The following is a 23,087-nucleotide window of genomic DNA, read 5'->3' on the forward strand; positions in this document are numbered from 1 at the left end:
GGCTCGTTCGACCGCCAGCAGCAGGCGTTCGACAGCGGCGGTTCGCTGACGGATACCCTGAGCTATCGCCTCAACCTCAACCGCCTGCGCAGCAACGGCTGGGTTGATCGCGGTGACTCATCCAGCGACTTCATCAGCGCCGCCCTGCGCTGGCAGGCCACGGACGACCTGACCTTCACCCTCGCCCACGATTACGGCGACCAACGCCCGCAGAACTACTTCGGCACGCCACTGATCAACGGCCAGTTGAAAGACAGCCTGCGTAACAAGAACTACAACGTGCGCGACGACAAGCAGCACTACAACGATCAATGGACGCGCCTGACCACGGATTGGCAGATCAACGATGCGGTCAGCGCCAGCAACGAGCTGTACTACCTGAAAGCCCAGCGCCGCTGGCAGAACGCCGAGAACTACAACTTCGATGCTGACAGCCAGCAGCTCAGCCGCAGCGGCTACTTTGGCATCGGCCACAAACAGGAACAGGTCGGCGACCGCCAGACCTTCACCTTCAAGCATTCGCTGTTCGGCCTCGACAGCCAGACCGTGACCGGTGTCGATTACAACCGCATCCGCTTTCAGCTCGACAGCAACTCGCCATTCAACGACGTATTGCCGAACGGCCAGCCGCTGGATCGGTATCACCCGCAAACCGGTTATTTCGAGAGCGCCGATCCGTATCGCGATCAGTTCGACAGCACCACCAAACAGATGTCGGTGTTCGCCGAGAACCGCACGCAACTGAGCGAGCGCTGGTCGCTGGTGACCGGTGTGCGCCGCGACTACGTACACGTGGATCGCAACAGCCTGGTCGACGGCAGCCAGAGCGACAAGACCCTGACCGGCAACAACTGGAAGGCCGGCCTGGTGTTCGCGCTGACGCAGGACACCTCGTTCTACGGCCAGGTCGCCACCAGCACCGATGGCATCGGCGGCCTGATTTCCCTGAGCCCGAGCCAGCAGCAATATGACCTGTCGACCGCCCGGCAAACCGAGATCGGCCTGAAGCAGCTGTTCTGGGATCAGCGCGGCGAGTTCACGCTGGCGGCGTATCGCATCGTGAAGAAGAAGCTGCTGACCGACGATCCGGGCAACCCGACGCTCAAGCAGCAGGTCGGCCAGCAATCGTCGAACGGCCTGGAAGCCAGCCTCGATCTGCAACTGCCGAACGCCTGGCAACTGCAAGCCAACGCCGCCATCGTTAAAGCCAAGTACGACGATTTTGAAGAGGTGGTCGGCGGCGTGCCGGTGTCGCGCAATGGCAATCGTCCGGTGGACGTGCCACGGCGCACCGCCAATCTTTGGCTGAGCAAGGCGCTGACCGATGACCTGAAGGCCGGCGCTGGTGTGCGTTACGTCGATGCGCGCTACGCCGACATGGCCAACCGCAACGAGCTGCCGAGCTACACCGTGGTCGATGCGACGCTGTCGTGGAAAGCCCTGCGCAACACCACGCTGGGGTTGCAGGTGAACAATCTGTTTGACCGGACGTACGCGCAAAGCCAATACAATGAGGGCCAGCAGTGGATTCTGGGTGAGCCTCGTTCGTTCTTTGTCACGGCTGACTACACCTTCTAGAACAGGAACGAAATGACCTCACTGTCCCTCACCGATCTCGCCTGGACACCCCTGGGCCACGGCCACTGCCATCACCAGTTCCAGCTGCGTGACGCTTCGCTGCAAGTGGCCGCCGGTGAGTTCGTCGGGCTGATCGGGCCCAATGGCAGCGGCAAGACCAGCCTGTTGCGCTGCGCCTATCGCTTCAGTCAGCCGGAGCACGGTGAGGTCAGACTCGATCACCACAATGTCTGGAAACAATCCTCACGCTGGTGCGCGCAACGCATCGCCGTGGTCTTGCAGGAATTCCCCGACGCCTTCGGCCTGACCGTCGAAGAAGTGGTCGCCATGGGCCGCACGCCGCACAAGGGCCTGTTCGATGGCGACACCCTTGAAGACCGCAATTTCGCCACCCAGGCCCTCAAATCCGTGGGCCTCGACGGCTTCGAAGACCACGCATTCGCCACGCTGTCCGGCGGTGAAAAACAGCGCGTGATCCTCGCCCGGGCACTGACCCAGCAACCGCAACTGCTGATCCTCGACGAGCCGACCAACCACCTCGACCCGCGCTATCAGCTGGAACTGCTGCAACTGGTCAAGCGTTTGCAGATCGGCACCTTGGCAAGCATTCACGACCTGAACCTGGCCGCCGCGTTCTGCGACCGTTTGTATGTGATCAACCACGGTCGCATCGTCGCCAGCGGCACGCCGCAACAAGTCCTGACCGTCGAGCTGCTGCGCGACGTGTTCGGCGTCGAAGCATTGATCGACTCCCACCCCCTCCACGGCTACCCGCGAATCACCTGGATAACCCGACCATGACTGTGCGCTCCCTGCTTTGCCTCGCTCTGCTGCTGGGCACCACCCACGCCTTTGCCGAGGCCACCAAGTACCCGCTGACGATCCAGAGCTGCAATCGTGAAGTCACCTTCAAGGAAGCGCCGAAGCACGCGGTCAGCCACGACATCAACATGACCCAGATGATGCTCGCCCTCGGCCTCAAATCGAAGATGGCCGGCTACAGCGGCGTCAGTGGCTGGAAGTCGGTAACACCCGAAATGCAGTCGCTGCTCGACGGTCTGCCGGAGCTGGCAGCCAAGTACCCGTCGGTGGAAACCCTGCTCAACGCCAACGTCGATTTCTTCTTCGCCGGCTGGGATTACGGCATGCGCGTCGGTGGCGATCTCACGCCGCAGACCTTGCAACCGCTGGGCATCAACGTCTATGAGCTGACCGAATCCTGCGCCTTCGTGATGAAGCGCCCGGCCGCCACGCTGGACGACACTTACAACGACCTGCGCAACCTCGGAAAGATTTTCGACGTGCAGGACCGCGCCAACGCGCTGATCGCCGACATGCAAAGTCAGGTCGCGGACATCCGCAAAGACCTGCCCGCCGAGAAACCACGAGTGTTCCTGTACGACAGCGGCGAAGACCGCGCCATGACCTCCGGCCGCCTCGGCATGCCGCAAGCGCTGATCGACGCCGCTGGCGGGCGCAACGTTCTCGATGACGTCGAAGCGAGCTGGACCCGGGTCAACTGGGAAACCGTGGTCGAGCGCAATCCGCAGGTGATCGTGATCGTCGACTACAGCGAAATCACCGCCGAGCAGAAGATTGAATTCCTGCTGAAGAACAAGGCGCTGCAATCGGTGGACGCGATCAAGAACCAGCGCTTCATCGTCATCCCTTACGTGCAGGCCACACCGGGGATCGACAACGTGCTGGCGGTTGAAACCCTGGCCAAAGGGTTTCACGGCGAATGATCAATCGTCGTTACGCCTGGCTGCTGATTGCCCTCGGCGCGGTGCTGCTGGTGTCGTGCGTGGTGTCGCTGGGCTTCGGCCCGGCGCGGGTGCCGGTGGACGTGGTGTGGCGGATTCTGCTGCACAAACTGTTCGGCCTCGGCGTGCCGGACTGGAGCGCCGGCCAGGAACACATCGTCTGGTTGATCCGCGTGCCGCGCATGTTGCTCGGTGCATTGGTCGGCGCCGGTCTGGCGTTGATCGGCGCGGTGCTGCAAGCGGTGACGCGTAATCCGCTGGCCGATCCGCACCTGCTCGGCGTCACTTCCGGCGCAACCCTCGGCGCAGTGATCGTGGTACTGCATGTCGGTGAAATTGTCGGCCTGCTGACCTTGCCGATCGCCGCGTTCATCGGCGCATTGTTGAGCATGTTTCTGGTGCTGGGCATCGCCAACCGGCAGGGTCGGCTGGACAGTGATCGTCTGCTGCTGTGCGGCGTGGCGGTGTCGTTCGTGATGATGGCGATCGCCAATCTGCTGCTGTTCATGGGCGATCACCGCGCCAGTTCGGCGGTGATGTTCTGGATGCTCGGCGGCCTCGGTCTGGCGCGCTGGGAGTTGCTGGCGGTGCCGGCGCTCAGTGTGTTGCTTGGCTTGATTCTGCTGATCGGCATGGCCCGTCCGCTGAACGCCTTGATGGCCGGCGAACAGACCGCCGTCACCCTCGGCCTGAATGCCCGGGCGGTGCGTCTGCGGGTGTTCGTGATTGCTTCGCTGATGACCGGGGTGCTGGTGTCGATCAGCGGCTCCATCGGTTTTGTCGGGCTGATGGTGCCGCACATTGCCCGGCGCCTGATCGGTGCCGAGCATCGGCGTCTGTTGCCGGTGTGCGTGCTGCTCGGCAGCGTTTTCCTCGTCTGGGTCGACGTCGCCGCGCGGACGCTGATCGCCCCCGAAGACCTGCCCATCGGCGTCGCCACCGCTGCCCTCGGCGGGCTGTTCTTCATCGGCCTGATGCGCCGCCGCTGAATCCTCCGGGTGCGCCCCAATCTGGCGCACCCCGCTGCACCTTTGCATGCAACACGTCCCCTCATGGTGCGCCGACTCTGCGCGCAACCGCTCTAAACCGACATTTCCCTGCCCAAACCCGACCGGGCACAGCCCTTGCAAAACAGCCTTCAGTCGTTCGCATCTGCCAACCATAAAAAACTTTAACGTTCATGGAGATCGCACAATGAAGCGTCGCAGTTTGATCAAGGCTTTCACACTCACGGCATCCATTGCCGCGATGGGCATGACCTGGACCGTACAGGCCGCCGAGACCATCAAGGTCGGGATTCTGCATTCGTTGTCCGGCACCATGGCGATCTCCGAAACGTCGCTCAAGGACATGGCGTTGATGACCATCGACGAGATCAACGCCAAGGGCGGGGTGAACGGCAAGATGCTCGAACCGGTGGTGGTCGACCCGGCGTCGAACTGGCCGCTGTTCGCGGAAAAGGGCCGGCAGTTGCTGACCCAGGACAAGGTCGCGGTGGTGTTCGGTTGCTGGACCTCGGTGTCACGTAAATCGGTGCTGCCGGTGTTCGAAGAACTCAACGGTCTGCTGTTCTACCCGGTGCAATACGAAGGCGAAGAGATGTCGCCGAACGTGTTCTACACCGGCGCCGCGCCAAACCAGCAAGCGATCCCGGCGGTTGAATACCTGATGAGCGAAGAAGGCGGCAGCGCCAAGCGCTACTTCCTCCTGGGCACCGACTATGTGTACCCGCGCACCACCAACAAGATCCTGCGTTCGTTCCTGCATTCCAAAGGCGTAGCGGATAAAGACATCGAAGAGGTCTACACCCCGTTCGGCCACAGCGACTATCAAACCATCGTCGCCAACATCAAAAAATTCTCGGCCGGCGGCAAGACCGCTGTGATCTCGACCGTGAATGGCGACTCCAACGTGCCGTTCTACAAAGAGCTGGCCAACCAGGGCCTGAAGGCGACCGACGTACCGGTGGTGGCGTTCTCGGTGGGCGAAGAAGAACTGCGCGGCATCGACACCAAACCGCTGGTGGGCAACCTCGCGGCGTGGAACTACTTCGAGTCGGTGGATAACCCGGCGAACAAGAAATTCGTCGCCGACTGGAAAGCCTACGCGAAGAAACACAACCTGCCGGGCGCCGACAAAGCGGTGACCAACGACCCGATGGAAGCCACTTATGTCGGCATCCACATGTGGGCACAGGCGGCGGAAAAAGCCAAATCGACCGACGTCGACAAGGTCCGCGAAGCGCTCGGCGGCCAGACTTTCGCCGCGCCGTCCGGTTACACCCTGACCATGGACAAGACCAATCACCACCTGCACAAACCGGTGATGATCGGCGAGATTCAGAGCGACGGTCAGTTCAACGTGGTGTGGCAGACCGAGGGGCCGATTCGGGCGCAGCCGTGGAGTCCGTTCATTCCGGGTAATGACAAGAAGCCGGAGTATGCGGTGAAGAGCAACTGAGTTAACCCGCTCAACCTGATCGTTCCCACGCTCTGCGTGGGAATGCAGCCGGGGACGCTCTGCGTCCCAAGAGCGGACGCGGAGCGTCCGTTGAGGCATTCCCACGCAGAGCGTGGGAACGATCAATACAGGAACGCCCGTTATGCCCACTGCCCTTTACCGTTTGCTCCTGGCCCTCGCATTTTTGCTGCCGATAGCCGCCCACGCCAGCGATGCGGAAGACTTCGTCGCCGCCAACCCCACGCAACAGGCCAAATTGCTGGAAGCCTGGGCCGCGCAGCCCGATCCGGCCCGTGTCGAACTGATCAACGCCCTGCAACAAGGCGAGCTGACCGTCGACGGCCAACCCAAAACCCTGCGCCTGAACAATCGCCTGCGGGGTCTGATCGACACCGCACTGGCCAGCCACCAATTGCTCGCCGCCGACGCCAAAACCCGTCTGACCGCCGCGCAGCAATTGCAGAAAAGCGCCAAACCGGCGCAGCTGAAATTCCTCGACCAGCAACTGGCTGGCGAACAAGACGAAAGCGTTCACGCCGCTCTGAGCCTGGCGCTGGCCAATCTGCAACTGGTCGACACCGACCCGGCAGTGCGCCTCGCGGCCGTGCGTCTGCTTGGTGAAACCGGCGACCCGCTGGCCCGCACTCGTCTCGAAGGTTTGCTCGAACCCGGCGTCGAAACCGATGCCAACGTGCGCACCGCCGCCGAAACCAGCCTCGCCCAGGTCAAGCGCAAACTGCTGATCGGCGAACTGCTCGGCCAGGCCTTCAGCGGCATGTCCCTCGGCTCGATTCTGTTGCTCGCGGCGCTGGGGCTGGCGATCACCTTCGGCCTGCTGGGTGTGATCAACATGGCCCACGGCGAGATGCTGATGCTCGGCGCCTACTCGACCTACGTCGTGCAGTTGATGTTCCAGCGCTACGCGCCGAATGCCATCGAGTTCTATCCGCTGATCGCGCTGCCGGTGGCGTTCTTCGTCACCGCCGCCATCGGCATGGCCCTGGAGCGCACGGTGATCCGTCACCTCTACGGTCGCCCACTGGAAACCCTGCTCGCCACCTGGGGCATCAGCCTGATGCTGATTCAGTTGGTGCGTCTGGTGTTCGGTGCGCAGAACGTTGAAGTGGCGAACCCGGCGTGGCTGTCCGGCGGGATTCAGGTGTTGCCGAATCTGGTGCTGCCGTACAACCGCATCGTGATCATCGCCTTCGCGCTGTTCGTAGTGGTGCTGACCTGGCTGCTGCTGAACAAGACTCGCCTGGGTCTGAACGTGCGCGCCGTCACCCAGAACCGCAACATGGCCGCCTGCTGCGGCGTACCCACCGGGCGCGTCGACATGCTCGCCTTCGGCCTCGGCTCGGGCATCGCCGGGCTCGGCGGCGTGGCGCTGAGCCAGATCGGCAACGTCGGCCCGGACCTCGGCCAGAGCTACATCATCGACTCGTTCCTGGTGGTGGTGCTCGGCGGCGTCGGCCAACTGGCGGGAAGTGTGTTCGCCGCATTCGGCCTGGGCATCGCCAACAAGATTCTCGAACCGCAGATCGGTGCGGTGCTCGGCAAAATCCTGATCCTCGCGCTGATCATTCTGTTCATCCAGAAACGTCCGCAAGGCCTCTTCGCACTGAAAGGACGGGTGATCGACTGATGAACCAGCCTCTACTAGTCACGGCCACACAAAAGGCCGGCCCGAAAGTCACCCTCGCTGTCGGCGCGGTGGTTCTCGCCTTACTGATCGCCCTGCCGCTGCTGTCGCTGTTGCCGGCGGACAGTGCGCTGCACGTTTCGGCCTACACCCTGACGCTGGTCGGCAAAATCCTCTGCTACGCCATCGTCGCCCTGGCGCTGGATCTGGTCTGGGGTTACGCCGGTCTGCTGTCGCTGGGGCACGGCCTGTTCTTCGCCCTCGGCGGTTATGCGATGGGCATGTACCTGATGCGTCAGGCCGCTGGTGATGGTCTGCCGGCGTTCATGACCTTCCTGTCGTGGACCGAGTTGCCGTGGTACTGGAGCGGCACCGGCAACTTCCTCTGGGCGATGTGCCTGGTGGTACTGGCGCCGGGGTTGCTGGCACTGGTGTTCGGTTTCTTCGCCTTCCGTTCGCGGATCAAGGGCGTGTATTTCTCGATCATGACCCAGGCCCTGACCTTCGCCGGGATGTTGCTGTTTTTCCGCAACGAGACCGGCTTCGGCGGCAACAACGGCTTCACCAATTTCCGCACGATCCTCGGTTTCGGCATCACCGAACCCGGCACTCGTGCGGTGCTGTTTCTGGCGACGGTGCTGTTGCTGGTGGCGAGCCTGTTCATCGGCTGGCGCCTGGCCCGCAGCAAGTTCGGCCGGGTGCTGACCGCGCTGCGTGATGCGGAAAATCGCCTGATGTTCTGCGGCTACGACCCGCGCGGTTTCAAGCTGTTCGTCTGGGTCTTGAGCGCGGTGTTGTGTGGTCTGGCCGGTGCGTTGTACGTGCCGCAAGTGGGGATCATCAACCCGAGCGAAATGTCGCCGACCAACTCGATCGAAGCCGCCGTGTGGGTGGCCCTTGGCGGGCGCGGCACCCTGATCGGCCCGCTGCTCGGGGCCGGCGTGGTCAACGGCATGAAGAGCTGGTTCACCGTGGCCTTCCCCGAATACTGGCTGTTCTTCCTCGGCGCGCTGTTCATCGTCGTGACGTTGTACCTGCCCAAAGGCGTGATCGGTCTGCTGAAGAAACGAGGTGAATCATGAGAGTCACGGCGAGCGCTGAATTCATGCTGGAACCGGCCTTTTTCCCGGTGGAGCCGAACAAGGACGAAGGCACCAGCCGCGACTCGATCGGCCTCGGGCAACGCGTCGGTCCGGGCCTCGACACCCGTCACGGCACGATCCTGACCCTGGAAGACATCAGCGTCAGCTTCGACGGCTTCCGGGCGCTGAACAACCTGAACCTGTACATCGGCGTCGGCGAACTGCGCTGCATCATCGGCCCCAACGGCGCGGGCAAGACCACGCTGATGGACGTGATCACCGGCAAGACCCGGCCGAGCCACGGCAAGGCGTGGTTCGGTGAAACCCTCGACCTGACGCAGATGAGCGAAGTACAGATCGCCCAGGCCGGCATCGGTCGCAAGTTCCAGAAACCGACGGTGTTCGAAGCGCTGAGCGTGTTCGAGAACCTGGAGCTGGCGCAGAAAACCGACAAGTCGGTGTGGGCCAGTCTGCGGGCGAAATTGAGCGGCGAGCAGAAAGACCGGATCAGCGAAGTGCTCGACACGATTCGCCTGACCACTTCGGTCAATCGTCCGGCAGGGCTGCTGTCCCACGGGCAGAAACAGTTTCTGGAAATCGGCATGTTGCTGATGCAGGACCCGCAATTGCTGCTGCTCGATGAACCGGTCGCGGGCATGACCGACGCCGAAACCGAATTCACCGCCGAGCTGTTCAAGTCGCTCGCGGGCAAGCACTCGCTGATGGTGGTGGAACACGACATGGGTTTCGTCGGATCGATTGCCGACCACGTCACCGTATTGCACCAGGGCAGCGTGCTCGCCGAAGGATCACTGGAACAGGTGCAGGACAACGAGCGCGTGATCGAAGTCTATCTCGGCCGTTAGTCCTGTGATTCAGATCGTTCCCACGCTCCGCGTGGGAATGCCGCCATGGACGCTCCGCGTCCGCCGTTATGTGACGCGGAGCGTCACGGGATTCATTCCCACGCAGAGCGTGGGAACGATCACCGGGGAGAATTTGAACATGCTGCAAGTCGACAAGCTGCACCAGTACTACGGCGGAAGCCACATCCTGCGCGGCCTGAGCTTTGACGTGAAGGTCGGCGAAGTGACCTGCCTGCTCGGGCGTAACGGCGTGGGCAAGACCACGTTGCTCAAATGCCTGATGGGCCTGTTGCCGGCCAAGGAAGGCGCGGTGAACTGGGAAGGCAAACCGATCACCACGTTCAAGCCGCATCAACGGGTGCACGCCGGGATCGCCTACGTGCCGCAGGGCCGGGAGATTTTCGGCCGGCTGACAGTGGAAGAAAACCTGCTGATGGGCCTGTCGCGCTTCCCCGGCAGCGAAGCCAAAGAGGTTCCCGCGTTTATCTACGAGCTGTTCCCGGTGCTGTTGCAAATGAAGCAGCGCCGCGGTGGTGACTTGTCCGGCGGTCAGCAACAGCAGCTCGCGATTGGCCGCGCACTGGCCAGCCGTCCGCGTCTGCTGATTCTCGACGAACCCACCGAAGGCATTCAGCCGTCGGTGATCAAGGAAATCGGCGCGGTGATCAAAAAGCTCGCAGCCCGTGGCGACATGGCGATTCTGCTGGTGGAGCAGTTCTACGATTTCGCCGCCGAACTGGCCGATCAGTACCTGGTGATGTCCCGGGGCGAGATCGTGCAGCAGGGCCGTGGCGAAAATATGGAAGCCGAAGGTGTGCGCGGGCTGGTGACTATTTGAGGTTACGGTCTAATCTGTAGCGTCCTAACGATAATTAGAAAACATGAACTTACCTGTTGCGACTGCCCTGTTTACCCCGAGCTGGCACGCCGAGCTCGAGCTGGCCTACGCCCGCTTCGGCGATTGCACGCGGCCGACCCGACGCCGGCACCTCGGCCCGTTGCGGGTGCAAAAGCATCTGTACGCCGAAGGGCCCGAGGTCTGCCAGCACATCATCGTCCACCCGCCGGGCGGGATTGCCGGCGGTGACCGGCTGGACATCAGCGCCCGCGTCGAACAAGGCGCCTGGGCACAGATCACCAGCCCCGGCGCGGCCAAGTGGTATCGCGCGGCGGGGCCCGCTTATCAGTCGCTGAACCTGCATGTCGCTGATGGCGCGACACTGGAATGGCTGCCCCAGGAAACCATCGTCTACAGCGCCGCCCAGGCAGAACTCACGACCTCGATCGATCTTGAAGGCGATGCACGGCTGTTCTACTGGGACGTGGTGGCGCTGGGTCGCCCGGCCAGTGGCGAGCGTTTCGACCTCGGGCACTTCCAGGCGCATCTGGATATTCGCCGTGATGGGCGGTTGTTGTGGCATGAGCGCCAGCGCATCGTCGGCGATGACGGCTTGCTTGATTCGCCGATCGGACTGGATGGCAATCCGGTGTTTGCGACGTTGCTGGTCACCGGTGAGATTGATGCTGAACTGCTGGAGCGCTGCCGCTCGCTGGGCCACGAGGTGCGCGGGGATCTGACGCAATTGCCCGGTCTGTTGGTCGCCCGTTGCCTGGCCAGTGAAGCGTTGCTGGCGCGGGCGTGGCTGATCGATCTGTGGCGATTGCTCAGGCCTGTGTTGCTCGGCCGCGAAGCCCTGCCTCCCCGAATCTGGAATACCTGATTTTTCTTCAACTGCCGACAATGGATTTCAAACGATGGACCTGACCCCACGCGAAAAAGACAAGCTGCTGATCTTCACTGCCGGCCTGGTTGCCGAGCGGCGACTGGCCCGTGGCGTGAAGCTCAACTACCCGGAAGCCATGGCTTTCATCTCGGCGGCGCTGCTCGAAGGCGCCCGTGACGGCCAGACCGTGGCCGAGCTGATGCACTACGGCACCACCCTGCTGACCCGCGATCAGGTGATGGAAGGCATCCCGGAAATGATCCCGGAGATTCAGGTCGAAGCGACGTTTCCCGACGGCACCAAACTGGTCACCGTCCACCAACCGATCGTCTGAGGCCGCGCCATGACTTACACCATCCGCGATGCATTGCACGCCGACCTGCCGGCGATCCGCGACATCTATAACGACGCCGTGCTCAACACCACGGCGATCTGGAATGAATCCGCCGTCGACCTCGGCAACCGTCAGGCGTGGTTCAGCGCGCGCCAGGCCCAGGGTTATCCGATCCTGGTGATCGTCGACGCCGACAACACCACCCTCGGCTACGCTTCGTTCGGTGACTGGCGGCCGTTCGACGGTTTCCGCCACACCGTCGAGCACTCGGTCTACGTGCGCAGCGACCAGCGCGGCAACGGCCTCGGCCCGCAACTGATGACCGCGCTGATCGAACGCGCGAAGACCTGCGACAAGCACGTCATGGTCGCCGCCATCGAGAGCGGCAACGCCGCATCGATCCGCCTCCACGAACGCGCCGGTTTCATCACCACCGGGCAGATGCCGCAAGTTGGCACCAAGTTCGGCCGCTGGCTCGACCTGACCTTCATGCAACTGACCCTCAATCCTGGCGCGGAGCCGCCGCCCGCCCACAAGGAGTGACACTGATGAACCCCGCCCAACTGCGACGCGTCAATGCTGAAAGTTTTGCGCACTATCGTCAGGGCCTGATCGACCTGCTGCTCGACGCCGTGGGTTATGGCGCCAGCGTCGGCTTCATGGCCGACCTCGATGCCGCGCAGGCCCGCACCTATTTCGACGACGTGCAGGACAACCTGAACAAGGGCAGCGTCTTGCTGTGGGTGGTGGTCAAGGACGAACAGGTGCAGGCCAGCGTCCAGTTGAGTCTGTGCCAGAAGGCCAACGGCCTGAACCGCGCCGAGGTGCAGAAACTGCTGGTGCGCGAACACGCCCGGCGGCGCGGCCTCGGCCAGCAGTTGATGGAAGCGCTTGAGCTGGCAGCCCGCCAATACAAGCGCGGCATGCTTTACCTCGACACCGAGGCCGGCTCCCCCGCCGAAGATTTCTACAAGGCTCTGGGTTACACCCGCGCCGGGGAAATCCCCGACTACGCCTGCGACCCGAACGGCACCTATCGCCCGACGGCCCTCTATTACAAAGTCCTGCAAGGAGCGAACTGATGATTCCCGGCGAATACAAAATCCAGCCCGGCGACATCGAACTCAACGTCGGTCGTCGCACTGTCAGCCTGAAAGTGGCGAACAGCGGCGACCGGCCGATCCAGGTCGGCTCGCACTATCACTTTTTCGAAACCAACGACGCCCTGACCTTCGACCGCGCCGCCAGCCGTGGCATGCGCCTGAACATCCCGGCGGGCACGGCCGTGCGCTTCGAGCCGGGCCAGAGCCGCGAGGTGGAACTGGTGGATTACGCCGGGCACCGGCGGGTGTTCGGGTTTGCCGGGCGGGTCATGGGTGACCTCTGAATTTATACCGTTTGCGTGGGCCCCTTCGCGAGCAAGCTCGCTCCCACAGGTGATCGCATTCCCACTGTGGGAGCGAGCTTGCTCGCGAATCTGTGAGCGCAGCGAACGATCTCAAAACCAATTGAATTCCAAGGCGAACACATGAAGATCTCGCGTCAAGCCTACGCCGACATGTTCGGCCCCACCGTCGGCGACAAGGTGCGCCTGGCCGACACCGAGCTGTGGATCGAAGTCGAGCAAGACTTCACCACCTACGGCGAAGAAGTGAAATTCGGCGGCGGCAAAGTGATCCGCGACGGCCAGGGCCAGAGCCAGTTGCTGGCGGCCGAAGTGGTCGACACCGTCATCACCAACGCGCTGATCATCGACCACTGGGGCATCGTCAAAGCCGACGTCGGCCTCAAGGACGGGCGCATCGCCGCCATCGGCAAGGCCGGCAACCCGGACGTGCAGCCCGGCGTGACCATTGCCATCGGCGCCAGCAGCGAAGTGATCGCCGGTGAAGGCATGATCCTCACCGCCGGCGGCATCGACACCCACATCCACTTCATCTGCCCGCAGCAGATCGAAGAAGCGCTGATGAGCGGCGTCACTACCATGATCGGCGGCGGCACCGGGCCAGCCACCGGCACCAACGCCACCACCTGCACCTCGGGGCCGTGGCACCTGGCGCGGATGCTCCAGGCAGCGGATGCGTTCCCGATGAACATCGGCCTCACCGGCAAGGGCAACGCCAGCCTGCCGGAGCCGTTGATCGAACAGGTCAAGGCCGGCGCCATCGGCCTCAAGCTGCATGAAGACTGGGGCACCACCCCGGCGAGCATCGACAACTGCCTGAGCGTCGCCGACCAGTACGACGTGCAAGTGGCGATCCACACCGACACCCTCAACGAGTCCGGTTTCGTCGAAACCACCCTCGGCGCGTTCAAGGGCCGGACCATCCACACCTATCACACCGAAGGTGCCGGTGGCGGCCATGCGCCGGACATCATCAAGGCCTGCGGTTTCGCCAACGTGCTGCCGAGTTCGACCAACCCGACCCGGCCATTCACCCGTAACACCATCGACGAACACCTCGACATGCTGATGGTCTGCCACCACCTCGACCCGAGCATTGCCGAAGACGTGGCGTTCGCCGAAAGCCGCATCCGCCGCGAAACGATTGCCGCCGAAGACATCCTCCACGACCTCGGCGCGTTCTCGATGATCAGCTCCGACAGTCAGGCCATGGGCCGCGTCGGCGAAGTCATCACCCGCACCTGGCAGACCGCCGACAAGATGAAAAAGCAGCGCGGCCCACTGCCTCAGGACGGCGAAGGCAACGACAACTTCCGCGCCAAACGCTACATCGCCAAGTACACGATCAACCCGGCGATCACCCACGGCATCAGCCATGAAGTGGGTTCGGTGGAAGTCGGCAAGTGGGCCGATCTGGTGCTGTGGCGCCCGGCATTCTTCGGCGTGAAACCGACGCTGATCCTCAAGGGCGGCGCCATCGCCGCCAGCCTGATGGGCGATGCCAACGCGTCGATCCCGACCCCGCAACCGGTGCACTACCGCCCGATGTTCGCCAGCTATGGCGGCTCGCTGCACGCCACCAGCCTGACCTTTATCAGTCAGGCGGCGCAGGAATCGGGACTGCCCGAAGCGTTGGGTCTGAAGAAGAAAATCGCGGTGGTCAAAGGCTGCCGCGACGTGCAGAAAACCGACCTGATCCACAACGACTACCTGCCGAACATCGACGTCGACCCGCAGACCTATCAGGTCAAGGCCGACGGCGTGTTGCTCTGGTGTGAACCGGCCGAAACCCTGCCGATGACGCAGCGTTACTTTCTGTTCTGAGTCAGCGCCCCGGTCGTCGAGGCTTTCGACGACCGGGACTGCCGACACTTCAGCGGGTTGAAGTGTCCATCAAATAACGTGAAGGGCCGGGCTGCTCCTCGTCGAGCCCGACCGTCAACGGCTCGCCTGTTTCCAGGTGCGACAGAGCTATCAGTTGCTGATTGCGCTCGATACCGCGCTCGATCTCGAGCATCTGCACCGCCTCCTGGTACGCCGTGCTGGTCACGTCTTCATATTCATCCTCGAGTCGTTGCAGCTTTTCATCCGCGCTGCGCTTGAGTGCGCCGAGTTCGTCCGGGTACTTCTCGGTCAGGTACTGCACCCAGTAATCGCGGCTGATCAGTTCTTCATAGAACCGCTCGCTTTTTTCCGCCGTCACGACGGCGTCACGCGCCGTCGCCAGCTCCTCGCCCCTGATGGGTCGGGCAAATCGCATGTGCCTTGGCTGGCCGGGCAGTTGCAGACCGTCTTCCCAACCTGAAGTCAGACCGATCCGATATTGCAATCGTACTTCCGCAGGATCGGCATGACGCCCCATGTTGCGGGCAGCAAGTTTTTCCACCTCGCCCAGGCGGAACAGCTGCCGCGACAATTCGAGCAGGGCGCGCCCCTTCACCAAGAGGCCGGGTTGCAAATGTCGCAAGGCGTTGTACTCGAACACCTTGACCTCGATTTCACTGAGCGCCAGGGTGCGGCCATCGACGCATGTCGTGTGCGTGGTCGCCATGGAAAACAGTGTGTCGCGCAGCTCCTGACTGCCATCGGCCGCTTCGACGATTTCCCAGATGCGTCGTGTCAGATCGGCGCGAAACACCCGGAACTCCTCCGTATGCGGCATCTGCGAAAGCAGATGGAAGAAGGCGGCGTTGTCGGGCTCGGCGGCCAACCGCTGCCACATCGCCCGACAGCGAGCGGCATCCTCATGAGGAATGTTTTCAATCCAGGGTGTGGCCTGGAGTTCAAGAACGCTTTCAGCAAGTGTCGGAACCACTTCATCCGGTTCTGCATCACTTTCGAAGCCCGCGCCATCACCGTCACTTTCGGTCGTACTGTCCAAGTCATCGATCATCCGGTCGATGTCGGCATACGTCAGGCCCAGCACGTCGCCACGCCCATGGGTATCGGCGTAATCACGCAGCTGGATCAGACTTTGTTGCGACATTTCGTAGTTCTCCGACAGATTGCTGCCGGCTAGCAAACCGGCATGGTCGCTGTCGTACAACTCGACGGGAATCGACGAGATTTCATTGTTGCTCAGATCGATCGCTTGCAATCGGGGAGCTTGGAGCACCCCTTCCGGCCATGCCGTGAGCAGGTTGTCACGCAGGTTCAGCCGCTCCAGTCGCTCCAGTCGGGCGACGCTGAACGTGCGCAGGCCGTTGTGGCTCAGGTCCAGCCGCCGCAGCTGCGGCAGGCCCGCCAGCGTTTGATCCAGCGCTGCGGAATCCACAAGCCCGGTGAATGACAGCTCCAGTCGCTCAATTTGCAGCATGTGCCCCACTGGCTCGGGAATTGCCGGCAAGTGATTGCCGCCGATGTTGAGCCTTCGCACCCGCGGGAAGGCGCTGAGAAAACCATTGGAGCCATCGGTGGTGAGCTTCACTCCCGCAAGATTCAGGGTTCGCACCGCCGCGAACGTTGCGTCCAGTGCGGGCAGGTTGCCCACCTGCAGGCCGTCGAGATTCAGCTCTCGGTCAACCACGCCATTCCAGTCGACCGTGCCCTCACGCCAGCATTCGATGATCCGCTGTGCGGCGAGCTGACGAGTGCGCGATGACACGACCCAATCCATGCCCCGGGTTTCATGGGTGAACAACCAATCGTTCAGACGTCGCGTCAGCGACTCGAATGTCTGCTCCCAAGCGTCGATTCGTGCACCGATCTCAACTTCGGTCAGCCCCGCGCCTTGCAGCCGTTCAATCGCCAGTTGCGCCTGAGCGCTGTCGTACCGCGAGCGCAGGCGCTGGATACGTGCAACCCACCCGGGCGGACCTTCGCCTGTCGACAGCGGGGGCAGCGGCAACAAACGTCGAGCGATCACCGAGCCACTTTCGACGGGCGGCGTGCGATGGCGCGGTTCTTCCAGCGCAAAGCGCTGCAACGATCCTGGCAGCAGGCCTCTGGCCTGTTCGATGCGCTGACGTGCGATGACCAGCAACAGGTTGGCCTGCTCGGTCAGCGGTGTTCCGACCAGGCTGGTATCGAGCAACAACGCGTCACGCGCCAGCAACGCCTCCGGCAGCGAGGTCAACTGACTGTTGCTGAGATCCAGCCAGGTCAGCTCCGGCAGAAGCTCTGCCCCCACCGGCCATTCGCGCAGGGCCGTCGCGCTGAGATCCAGCGCCATCAGGCGATTCATCCCGCGCACGTCGATACTGCTCAGCGGATTGTCGTGCAGGTTCAGGGTTTCGAGTGCCGGCAGGGTATCTGCATCCAACGGCAATTCACTCAAGCCACAATGGCTCAGATCGAGGGTATCGACCCCGCGAAAGGTGCTGATGAAACCACGCAACTGCTCGACCGGTGCCTGCAATCCGGCCAGATGCAGACTTCTGACGTGAGTGAATCCTTCTGCCGAAAGCGTCGGCAGACTGTCCACCGGCGAGCCGAGAATATCCAGCACCGACGCATCGTTGGGCAAGCTGACGTACAGGTTGAAAAATATACTTTCGGTCCGCGCGCCGTAACGCTGGAACAATCCGCTGCGCCAACTGGCCTTCAGCGCATCGGCAACCGCCAACCGCGCGGTCCCGCCATTTTGAAGCGTCGGTTCGGCGCCGACCCACCCGTCCAGACGGTTGAGTTCACTGAACTGTTCACTCAAGGTTTCGATCGCCGCAAAGCGGCTGCCGACGTCAGCCCATTGCGCCTTGAAACCCGTACTCAAGACATCGAACAGGCTCGGCTCCATGCCGACAAAACGCTTGAGTTCGCCGCGGCAATAATCCGCGACCATTTCGTCCAGATCGAGCAGATGCCGGGGCTGGTTGCGGACAAATTCGTAGATCGGTTTGAACACCCGACGCGGGAACTTCGACCAGTCCAGTGACAGGCCGGACAACAGCCGCTGATGGCCCTCATAGATTTCCATCGGCAGGGTGTTGATTGCCGTTGATCGCAGGTTCAGGCGCTCCAGCCGTGGCAAATCCAGAACACCGTGTGGCCATTGGTGCATATGCGGACTGCCGATTTCCAGCCTGCGCAGTTGGCGCAGGCCGCCGACGTCGAGCGTCATGGGTACCACCGGATTCATGCCTCCAGAGGAACAGTGCAGCTCCAGCTCTTCGAGCCGGGTCAGCTCCCGAAGCCGTGTCGCCACTTGCCCGGTAATCGGAGTGGAGAGTTTCAGACGGGTCATGTGACGCAGGGTTTTCAAGGTCGCGAGCACTTTGTCGAATTCCGCAACGCGCGCGGTCAGTGCCAGTTTCTCGACATTGGGAAACGCCGCAAGCGTGTCGCCCACGACCGGAACGCGCAACGTCAGTTCGCGAACATGGGAGAAGTCCGCCGCCAATGACGGCAGCGGCGCGTCACTGATCAGCGTCAGGCGGGCCGCTCGCGGATCGTGTTCGGCCAACGGTGCATTGCGCCAACAGTCCTTGATGTTTTGCACCACGCTGACGAACTCGTCGCGGGCACTGCGCAGGCGCAGGTTCTGCGACATCATCCACTGATCGAGTGTTGTTTCCAGCTCCCGCCACTCGCTCAACCGGTTGTTGAGCAGATGAAAGATCTGTTGGTCGGTCTTGCCCAGCCGCCATTGCTCGAGAACGAAGCCGCGAGCCTGAACATCGGTCAGCCCCGTGTAGACGCTCTGGACATGACCGGTCAGCGCCGGGGTCGGCCCCGGCCCATCGCCGCTGGCGGGATAACCGAGCAGTTTGGGGGCAATGCGTTGCGGCGGTTTGAACCATGGTTTTTCTGCCGCGCCCGCACGCAGAATCCAGGCCGACTGACTGCGCTCGACGAGCGCTCGCTCAATGATCGCGTTTTGCAACTCGATGCTCTGCCCGACACTCGGAAAACCCAACGCATGACGTGCCGGATCGGGCAAGGCATGCATCAACGAGCTGAAAAAGTTATCACCCGTGTGGGGAATACTATTGAGCGGCTCACCACGCTCATTGTCGGCTTGAAAGGCATCTCCATACTTGACCAGATACTTGTGCGCAGAGGCCGTTTCGCTGCCGATGGCATCCAGCATCGGCCCGCTGATACTGCCCTCGCGGATTTCCAGACGCACATCATCGGACCAGCCCGGCAGCCGCCCCAATGTCTGCAACGCGAGATGACGACTGTCGGGCGAGGCCATGGTTTCACTGCGCAACCCGGCCAGAGCCCGGGTCAGACGTCCCTGCTGGCGATACCAGCGACCGAGTTCCTGCAAATGCGACGGGACCTTCGCGGCGCTGTCCAGTCGCGCCAGCTCTTCGGCATCGGCCTGTCCCAATGCTGCCGTTGCCTCTCGCCCGGTCAACCCGGGGACGACTCGTTGCAGCTTCGCCGTCCGGGGATCGACGGGCTCGGCTGCCTTGAGAAGTCTGTCGAACAACGCAGGCTGGTGAGCGCTGGCGTAGTCGGCAATCTGTCTGGAGAACTCCTGTGCCCTCGATGCGCGAACCCGTGCAGGCTCGCCACCCAGCAGACGCACCGTCTCTGCCTCATCCAGTGCCGCGAGTATCCGGGCCGGTAGCTCACCGTTCAGCACCTCGGCCCGGCTGATCCGGATCGGCGCCTTGCCGCCGCGTTTCGTCCCGTAACCGATTGCCCGCCCCGAGAAGTCCGGGCTGTCGAAGATCTGCAGCCTGCGCCCGAACGGCCAGCGTGGCATGTCGGGAAGCAGCGGCAACAAATGCATGAAGCGACTGTCGACGGCCTGAGTGCCGGCTGCCTGTTCGACGACCAATCCGGCATCGCGCTCGGCGTTGAACAGTTGCATGGCATCCGCCAGTTCCGGCGGCGGCAAGGCGTTGTCCAGGTGCATCTTGCGCAAGACGTTGTCGCTTACATCGGCGACATCGGCCATCGTCAATAATTGCTCGTCAGAGAACGGGGCAGTGCGGTGGCCGATACGCCGCAACAGCGTCAACCGGTCCCAGACCTGCGGGCGCTCCAGGGTATGCCGCCATGCGCCGGCGCCGTTGTGCGTCAAGGGCGGCTGATAGGCCTGCGGATCGCTCGGATGCTGGATGCGCCAGGCTTTGAGCGACTCGTCGTAAGTCTGCTGATAAGTCTTGCCATCGAGGCGTATGCAGGTTTTTTCTCCCGACTCGTACTGCCCCAGCGCATTCGGTACAGCATTCTCGTCCAGTGTGACCGGACTCTCGTAGCCACTCAGATCAGGCTTCCACAAGCGAGTCGTGCCGTCCGGCATTTCCACTTGGTGCAGGTTCTCGATGACCGGTGTCGATCGGGCGGCGGTCAGCCGGGCGAGCCCTTTGCCGGCGCCCGCCATCAAGGCAATCAACGCCAGATTCTGCGCGACATCGATCAGATGCGCCTTGGCGGCCTTGCGATCACCCTCGCTCCACTCGATGGCGCCTTCAAGGGTTTCTTCGAGCAGTTGCCCGGCCATCACCACCATCATCACTTCGCCCAGTACCGGCACGAACATCGAGACGCCCATCAGCACCAGCATGCCGATGTTCAACAATGTGGCGAGCTTCTCCGAGCGCACCTTGGCGTCGACATCCGCCGTGGGCACGGCGTGGTTGCGAGCATCGGCGATCAGCCGGTCGCGATGCTGCTCGAACTCGTAAGCCCACAGATCGATGTTGTCCGACCAGATCCCGCCGCCCTTGCGCGACAGGTCAACCGGGTTCAGATACGGATCTGCGTTGGGCACCTGTTCGACCGGCGGCGCAGGCGGTAACTCGTGAATGCCGATCAGTGCCGCGTTGATCGGATTGAGTGCCTTGAAAAGCTCATTGAGCAGCGGCTCGTAAGGAGCGAGTCTTTGCGAAAACGTGCGGTTCGGTGTGTCGTCGGTGAACTGGCCGAAGTAGCGCGGTCGGTCGGCATACGCGACGAACTGGCTGAAAAACCGCTGGTAGCTATTGGGGTCTGCAGGATGAGCCTGAGTCGCATCGGGTGCGGTGAACCGCTGCTTGAACATCGTCGCGATTTCCCGCCCCTTGTAGCGTTTGAGCGGGTGGTAGGGATCACCCGGGATGTACAGGATCGCGTCGTCGCTGTAGCGATACTTCTCGCAGATCGTGAACATCACACAGCCGGTCATGCGCCGGCCCATCAGGCCCAGATCACGGAACCAGATCTGCCGCTGGCCCTGACGCGGTGCCAGCTCACCGTTGAGGATCGAGCGAATCGAGGCGTAGTCCTCATGGCCGATATCACCCTTGACCAACGCCAGTTCTGCAGCTGCATGCAATGCGGTTTTATGGGCGTCGATGAATTTATCGCGCAGCACGTGCTCGGCCACCGCGTCTCTGGGGTGCAGGAAATCCTTGAGGTAAGCCTGATATTTCGCCCCGATGTCCAGCGAGCGGCACAGGCCGGTGAATTGCTGGACGGTCAGGTGCGTGTTCAACGGCGCAAGCGTGCCGGGTGTCGAGGTTTCACTGCGAAATCCCGATGTTTCATGAAAAGCCCCGTTTTTGCATTCTCGGGCTTCGAAGTTGTGCAGCGCCGCTTGCAGCAAGGGCAGCTTCAGGACTTCGAAAAAATCGATGTCGATGGCAAAAATCCCGATCTCTACCGGTTTGTTCAGCACCAGCCACGTCTTGCTGACGTCCAGCGTCACGTTGAAGCGGTCCTTGAGGGCCTTGGCCAGCAACGGCGCGGCGAAGCTGTCGATGTCCTGAAAGTTTGACATGGCCTTGTCCAGACGGGTCTGGGCGGCAATGCTGGCGGTCACGGCATCGCCCACGGCTTTGCGCTGTTCGCGCGATGCGCGCCTGTACCAGTCCGGTGCGGCGGCATTGGCATTTTTCAACCCGTCCCGCTGTTGAGCCGTTGCGTTGACCAACCAGTCCGGGCTGGCCTTGTGCAGGAAATCGGCGTGCAGACTCTGCGTCGCGAGCGGAACTGGCGGGAGGGGGGCGTAATCGGGTGATGATCGGGTGACAGGGATTTCGGGCATGGTTTCACTCCTTGAAATGGAGCGAAAGCAGACCATGCCAAGCCTCTGTGGCTGCGGTAGATATGTATCGTGGCACGGCGGGTTGTCAGCGAAAATTTCAGATCCGAGCGGCACTTTCATTCCCGTGCAAAGGGGCTAATATTCGAACGCCCCGCCTTGAATTTCCAGGAACCCGGACATGCGTTTATCCGAATTCATCCGGCAACACGCGGATCACATCGTCGAGGAATGGGAACAGTTCGCCAGGACCATCACTCCGGCGGCCGACACCATGGATCGGGTAGCACTGCGCGATCATGCCCGGGCGATTCTGCTGGCCGCCGCGCGCGACATGGACACCGCACAGACCGCCAGCGAGCAAATCGCCAAGGCCAAGGGCGAAGGCCCGGAGAAAACCCCGAGTCTGGACAAGGCCGGTGCCAGCCATGGCGAGCTGCGACACACCGTCGGCTTCGATCTGGTACAGATGACTTCGGAATTCCGCCACCTGCGGGCCTGCGTGATTCGCCTCTGGGTCAACAGTCTGGAATCGCCGGACATGGCGTACTTTCAGGACATGATCCGCTTCAACGAAGCCATCGATGAAGCCCTCGCCGAATCGACGGCGGCCTATGCCGAGCAGGTGAACCGCTCGCGGGACATTTTCCTCGCGATCCTCGGTCACGACCTGCGCGCACCGTTGCAAGCGGTCAGCATGTCCACCGAATTGCTGATGCGCAAAACAGCGCTGGAAGGTGATGCGCTGACCTGCGTGCTCAACATCAAGCAAGGCGCGCGGCACATGGCGGCGATGGTCAGCGACCTGCTGGAACTGGTGCGCAGCCGCCTGGGCAGGAGCCTGCCGATCGAACCGGCAGCGATGGACCTGGCCGACGCGGCGCGAGCGGCGATCGCCGAAGCCTGCGCCGGCAATCCGGAATGTGATCCGACATTGAAAACCGAGGGCGACACCCGTGGCGTCTGGGATGCCGGACGAATCGATCAACTGCTGCAGAATCTGATCGGCAATGCCTTGCAGCATGGTTCCGATCCGCGCGAAGTGAACGTGACGTTGAAGGGAGAAGCCAGGCACGTGCTGCTGACTGTGCACAACTACGGCAACCCCATCCCCGAAGAGGCCATCGGCACCATTTTCGATCCATTGGTGCGCAGCGCCGACGAAGAACTCGGCCAGCCGTCGACCAGCCTCGGTCTGGGCCTGTTCATCGTCAAGGAAGTGGTGACCGCCCACGGCGGGGCGATCGAAGTCAGTTCGAGCGAAGCCGACGGAACGCTGTTCAGCGTGACGCTGCCCAGACAGGTTTGAAGCG

General features: G+C 62.4%; 17 protein-coding genes. 16 read left to right on the forward strand and 1 reads right to left on the reverse strand.

Features of this window, described 5'->3' with window-relative positions; translation table 11 throughout:
- The 15 genes from PMI24_RS00995 to ureC all read left to right on the forward strand — a co-directional run.
- The coding region (locus PMI24_RS00995) for a TonB-dependent receptor (protein WP_007950592.1) at positions 1-1,578 on the forward strand (1,578 nt) is incomplete at its 5' end.
- Between the two features lie 12 nt (positions 1,579-1,590).
- Positions 1,591-2,379: an ABC transporter ATP-binding protein gene (locus tag PMI24_RS01000; RefSeq protein ID WP_007950593.1), complete on the forward strand. Its 789-nt coding sequence runs from the start codon at positions 1,591-1,593 to the stop codon at positions 2,377-2,379.
- Positions 2,376-3,323, forward strand: a complete 948-nt coding sequence (locus PMI24_RS01005; protein ID WP_007950594.1) for an ABC transporter substrate-binding protein — start codon at positions 2,376-2,378, stop codon at positions 3,321-3,323. Before PMI24_RS01000 ends, PMI24_RS01005 begins: the two co-directional genes overlap by 4 nt.
- Positions 3,320-4,330, forward strand: a complete 1,011-nt coding sequence (locus PMI24_RS01010) for a FecCD family ABC transporter permease (protein ID WP_007950595.1) — start codon at positions 3,320-3,322, stop codon at positions 4,328-4,330. The genes PMI24_RS01005 and PMI24_RS01010 overlap by 4 nt, the downstream gene beginning before the upstream one ends.
- A 205-nt stretch (positions 4,331-4,535) precedes the next feature.
- Positions 4,536-5,801, forward strand: a complete 1,266-nt coding sequence (urtA, locus tag PMI24_RS01015; RefSeq protein ID WP_007950596.1) for an urea ABC transporter substrate-binding protein — start codon at positions 4,536-4,538, stop codon at positions 5,799-5,801.
- A 142-nt stretch (positions 5,802-5,943) separates the two neighbouring features.
- On the forward strand, positions 5,944-7,446 hold the full coding sequence (gene urtB, locus PMI24_RS01020; RefSeq protein WP_007950597.1) for an urea ABC transporter permease subunit UrtB: 1,503 nt from the start codon (positions 5,944-5,946) through the stop codon (positions 7,444-7,446).
- The gene (gene urtC / locus PMI24_RS01025) at positions 7,446-8,525 is read left to right on the forward strand and encodes an urea ABC transporter permease subunit UrtC (RefSeq protein ID WP_007950598.1); all 1,080 of its coding nucleotides are present in this window, start codon (positions 7,446-7,448) and stop codon (positions 8,523-8,525) included. Before urtB ends, urtC begins: the two co-directional genes overlap by 1 nt.
- Entirely contained in the window at positions 8,522-9,391 is an 870-nt protein-coding gene (gene urtD, locus PMI24_RS01030) for an urea ABC transporter ATP-binding protein UrtD (protein WP_007950599.1), read from the forward strand. Before urtC ends, urtD begins: the two co-directional genes overlap by 4 nt.
- A gap of 139 nt (positions 9,392-9,530) precedes the next feature.
- Positions 9,531-10,229, forward strand: a complete 699-nt coding sequence (urtE, locus tag PMI24_RS01035; protein WP_007950600.1) for an urea ABC transporter ATP-binding subunit UrtE — start codon at positions 9,531-9,533, stop codon at positions 10,227-10,229.
- Between the two features lie 43 nt (positions 10,230-10,272).
- Positions 10,273-11,112: an urease accessory protein UreD gene (locus PMI24_RS01040; protein WP_007950601.1), complete on the forward strand. Its 840-nt coding sequence runs from the start codon at positions 10,273-10,275 to the stop codon at positions 11,110-11,112.
- Between the two features lie 34 nt (positions 11,113-11,146).
- Positions 11,147-11,449: an urease subunit gamma gene (gene ureA / locus PMI24_RS01045; protein WP_007950602.1), complete on the forward strand. Its 303-nt coding sequence runs from the start codon at positions 11,147-11,149 to the stop codon at positions 11,447-11,449.
- Positions 11,450-11,458: 9 nt separating this feature from the next.
- A complete protein-coding gene (locus tag PMI24_RS01050) occupies positions 11,459-11,992 on the forward strand; it encodes a GNAT family N-acetyltransferase (protein WP_007950603.1) in 534 nt (177 codons plus the stop codon).
- A gap of 5 nt (positions 11,993-11,997) precedes the next feature.
- Entirely contained in the window at positions 11,998-12,531 is a 534-nt protein-coding gene (locus tag PMI24_RS01055; RefSeq protein ID WP_007950604.1) for a GNAT family N-acetyltransferase, read from the forward strand.
- On the forward strand, positions 12,531-12,836 hold the full coding sequence (locus tag PMI24_RS01060; RefSeq protein ID WP_007950605.1) for an urease subunit beta: 306 nt from the start codon (positions 12,531-12,533) through the stop codon (positions 12,834-12,836). The genes PMI24_RS01055 and PMI24_RS01060 overlap by 1 nt, the downstream gene beginning before the upstream one ends.
- A 141-nt stretch (positions 12,837-12,977) precedes the next feature.
- The gene (gene ureC / locus PMI24_RS01065) at positions 12,978-14,678 is read left to right on the forward strand and encodes an urease subunit alpha (RefSeq protein WP_007950606.1); all 1,701 of its coding nucleotides are present in this window, start codon (positions 12,978-12,980) and stop codon (positions 14,676-14,678) included.
- A gap of 49 nt (positions 14,679-14,727) precedes the next feature.
- Here ureC and PMI24_RS01070 read toward each other — a convergent pair whose 3' ends face one another.
- Positions 14,728-21,777, reverse strand: coding sequence for an NEL-type E3 ubiquitin ligase domain-containing protein (locus PMI24_RS01070; RefSeq protein ID WP_007950607.1), 7,050 nt, complete (start codon positions 21,775-21,777; stop codon positions 14,728-14,730).
- A 178-nt stretch (positions 21,778-21,955) separates the two neighbouring features.
- Between PMI24_RS01070 and PMI24_RS01075 the strand changes: the two genes are divergently transcribed.
- Entirely contained in the window at positions 21,956-23,083 is a 1,128-nt protein-coding gene (locus tag PMI24_RS01075; protein ID WP_007950608.1) for a sensor histidine kinase, read from the forward strand.
- The last annotated feature ends 4 nt before the right edge of the window (positions 23,084-23,087 follow it).

The sequence above is a fragment of the Pseudomonas sp. GM25 genome (assembly GCF_000282255.1).
Classification (GTDB): domain Bacteria; phylum Pseudomonadota; class Gammaproteobacteria; order Pseudomonadales; family Pseudomonadaceae; genus Aquipseudomonas; species Aquipseudomonas aphyarum.

Bases quoted from the DNA above. Each gene is read 5' to 3' on its own strand.
- PMI24_RS01070 (WP_007950607.1), bottom strand. From the start codon at position 21,777: ATGCCCGAAATCCCTGTCACCCGATCATCACCCGATTACGCCCCCCTC.
- ureC (WP_007950606.1), top strand. From the start codon at position 12,978: ATGAAGATCTCGCGTCAAGCCTACGCCGACATGTTCGGCCCCACCGTC.
- PMI24_RS01010 (WP_007950595.1), top strand. From the start codon at position 3,320: ATGATCAATCGTCGTTACGCCTGGCTGCTGATTGCCCTCGGCGCGGTG.
- PMI24_RS01055 (WP_007950604.1), top strand. From the start codon at position 11,998: ATGAACCCCGCCCAACTGCGACGCGTCAATGCTGAAAGTTTTGCGCAC.
- PMI24_RS01005 (WP_007950594.1), top strand. From the start codon at position 2,376: ATGACTGTGCGCTCCCTGCTTTGCCTCGCTCTGCTGCTGGGCACCACC.
- ureA (WP_007950602.1), top strand. From the start codon at position 11,147: ATGGACCTGACCCCACGCGAAAAAGACAAGCTGCTGATCTTCACTGCC.
- PMI24_RS01060 (WP_007950605.1), top strand. From the start codon at position 12,531: ATGATTCCCGGCGAATACAAAATCCAGCCCGGCGACATCGAACTCAAC.
- urtD (WP_007950599.1), top strand. From the start codon at position 8,522: ATGAGAGTCACGGCGAGCGCTGAATTCATGCTGGAACCGGCCTTTTTC.
- PMI24_RS01000 (WP_007950593.1), top strand. From the start codon at position 1,591: ATGACCTCACTGTCCCTCACCGATCTCGCCTGGACACCCCTGGGCCAC.
- urtE (WP_007950600.1), top strand. From the start codon at position 9,531: ATGCTGCAAGTCGACAAGCTGCACCAGTACTACGGCGGAAGCCACATC.
- urtC (WP_007950598.1), top strand. From the start codon at position 7,446: ATGAACCAGCCTCTACTAGTCACGGCCACACAAAAGGCCGGCCCGAAA.
- PMI24_RS01075 (WP_007950608.1), top strand. From the start codon at position 21,956: ATGCGTTTATCCGAATTCATCCGGCAACACGCGGATCACATCGTCGAG.
- urtA (WP_007950596.1), top strand. From the start codon at position 4,536: ATGAAGCGTCGCAGTTTGATCAAGGCTTTCACACTCACGGCATCCATT.
- PMI24_RS01050 (WP_007950603.1), top strand. From the start codon at position 11,459: ATGACTTACACCATCCGCGATGCATTGCACGCCGACCTGCCGGCGATC.
- PMI24_RS01040 (WP_007950601.1), top strand. From the start codon at position 10,273: ATGAACTTACCTGTTGCGACTGCCCTGTTTACCCCGAGCTGGCACGCC.
- urtB (WP_007950597.1), top strand. From the start codon at position 5,944: ATGCCCACTGCCCTTTACCGTTTGCTCCTGGCCCTCGCATTTTTGCTG.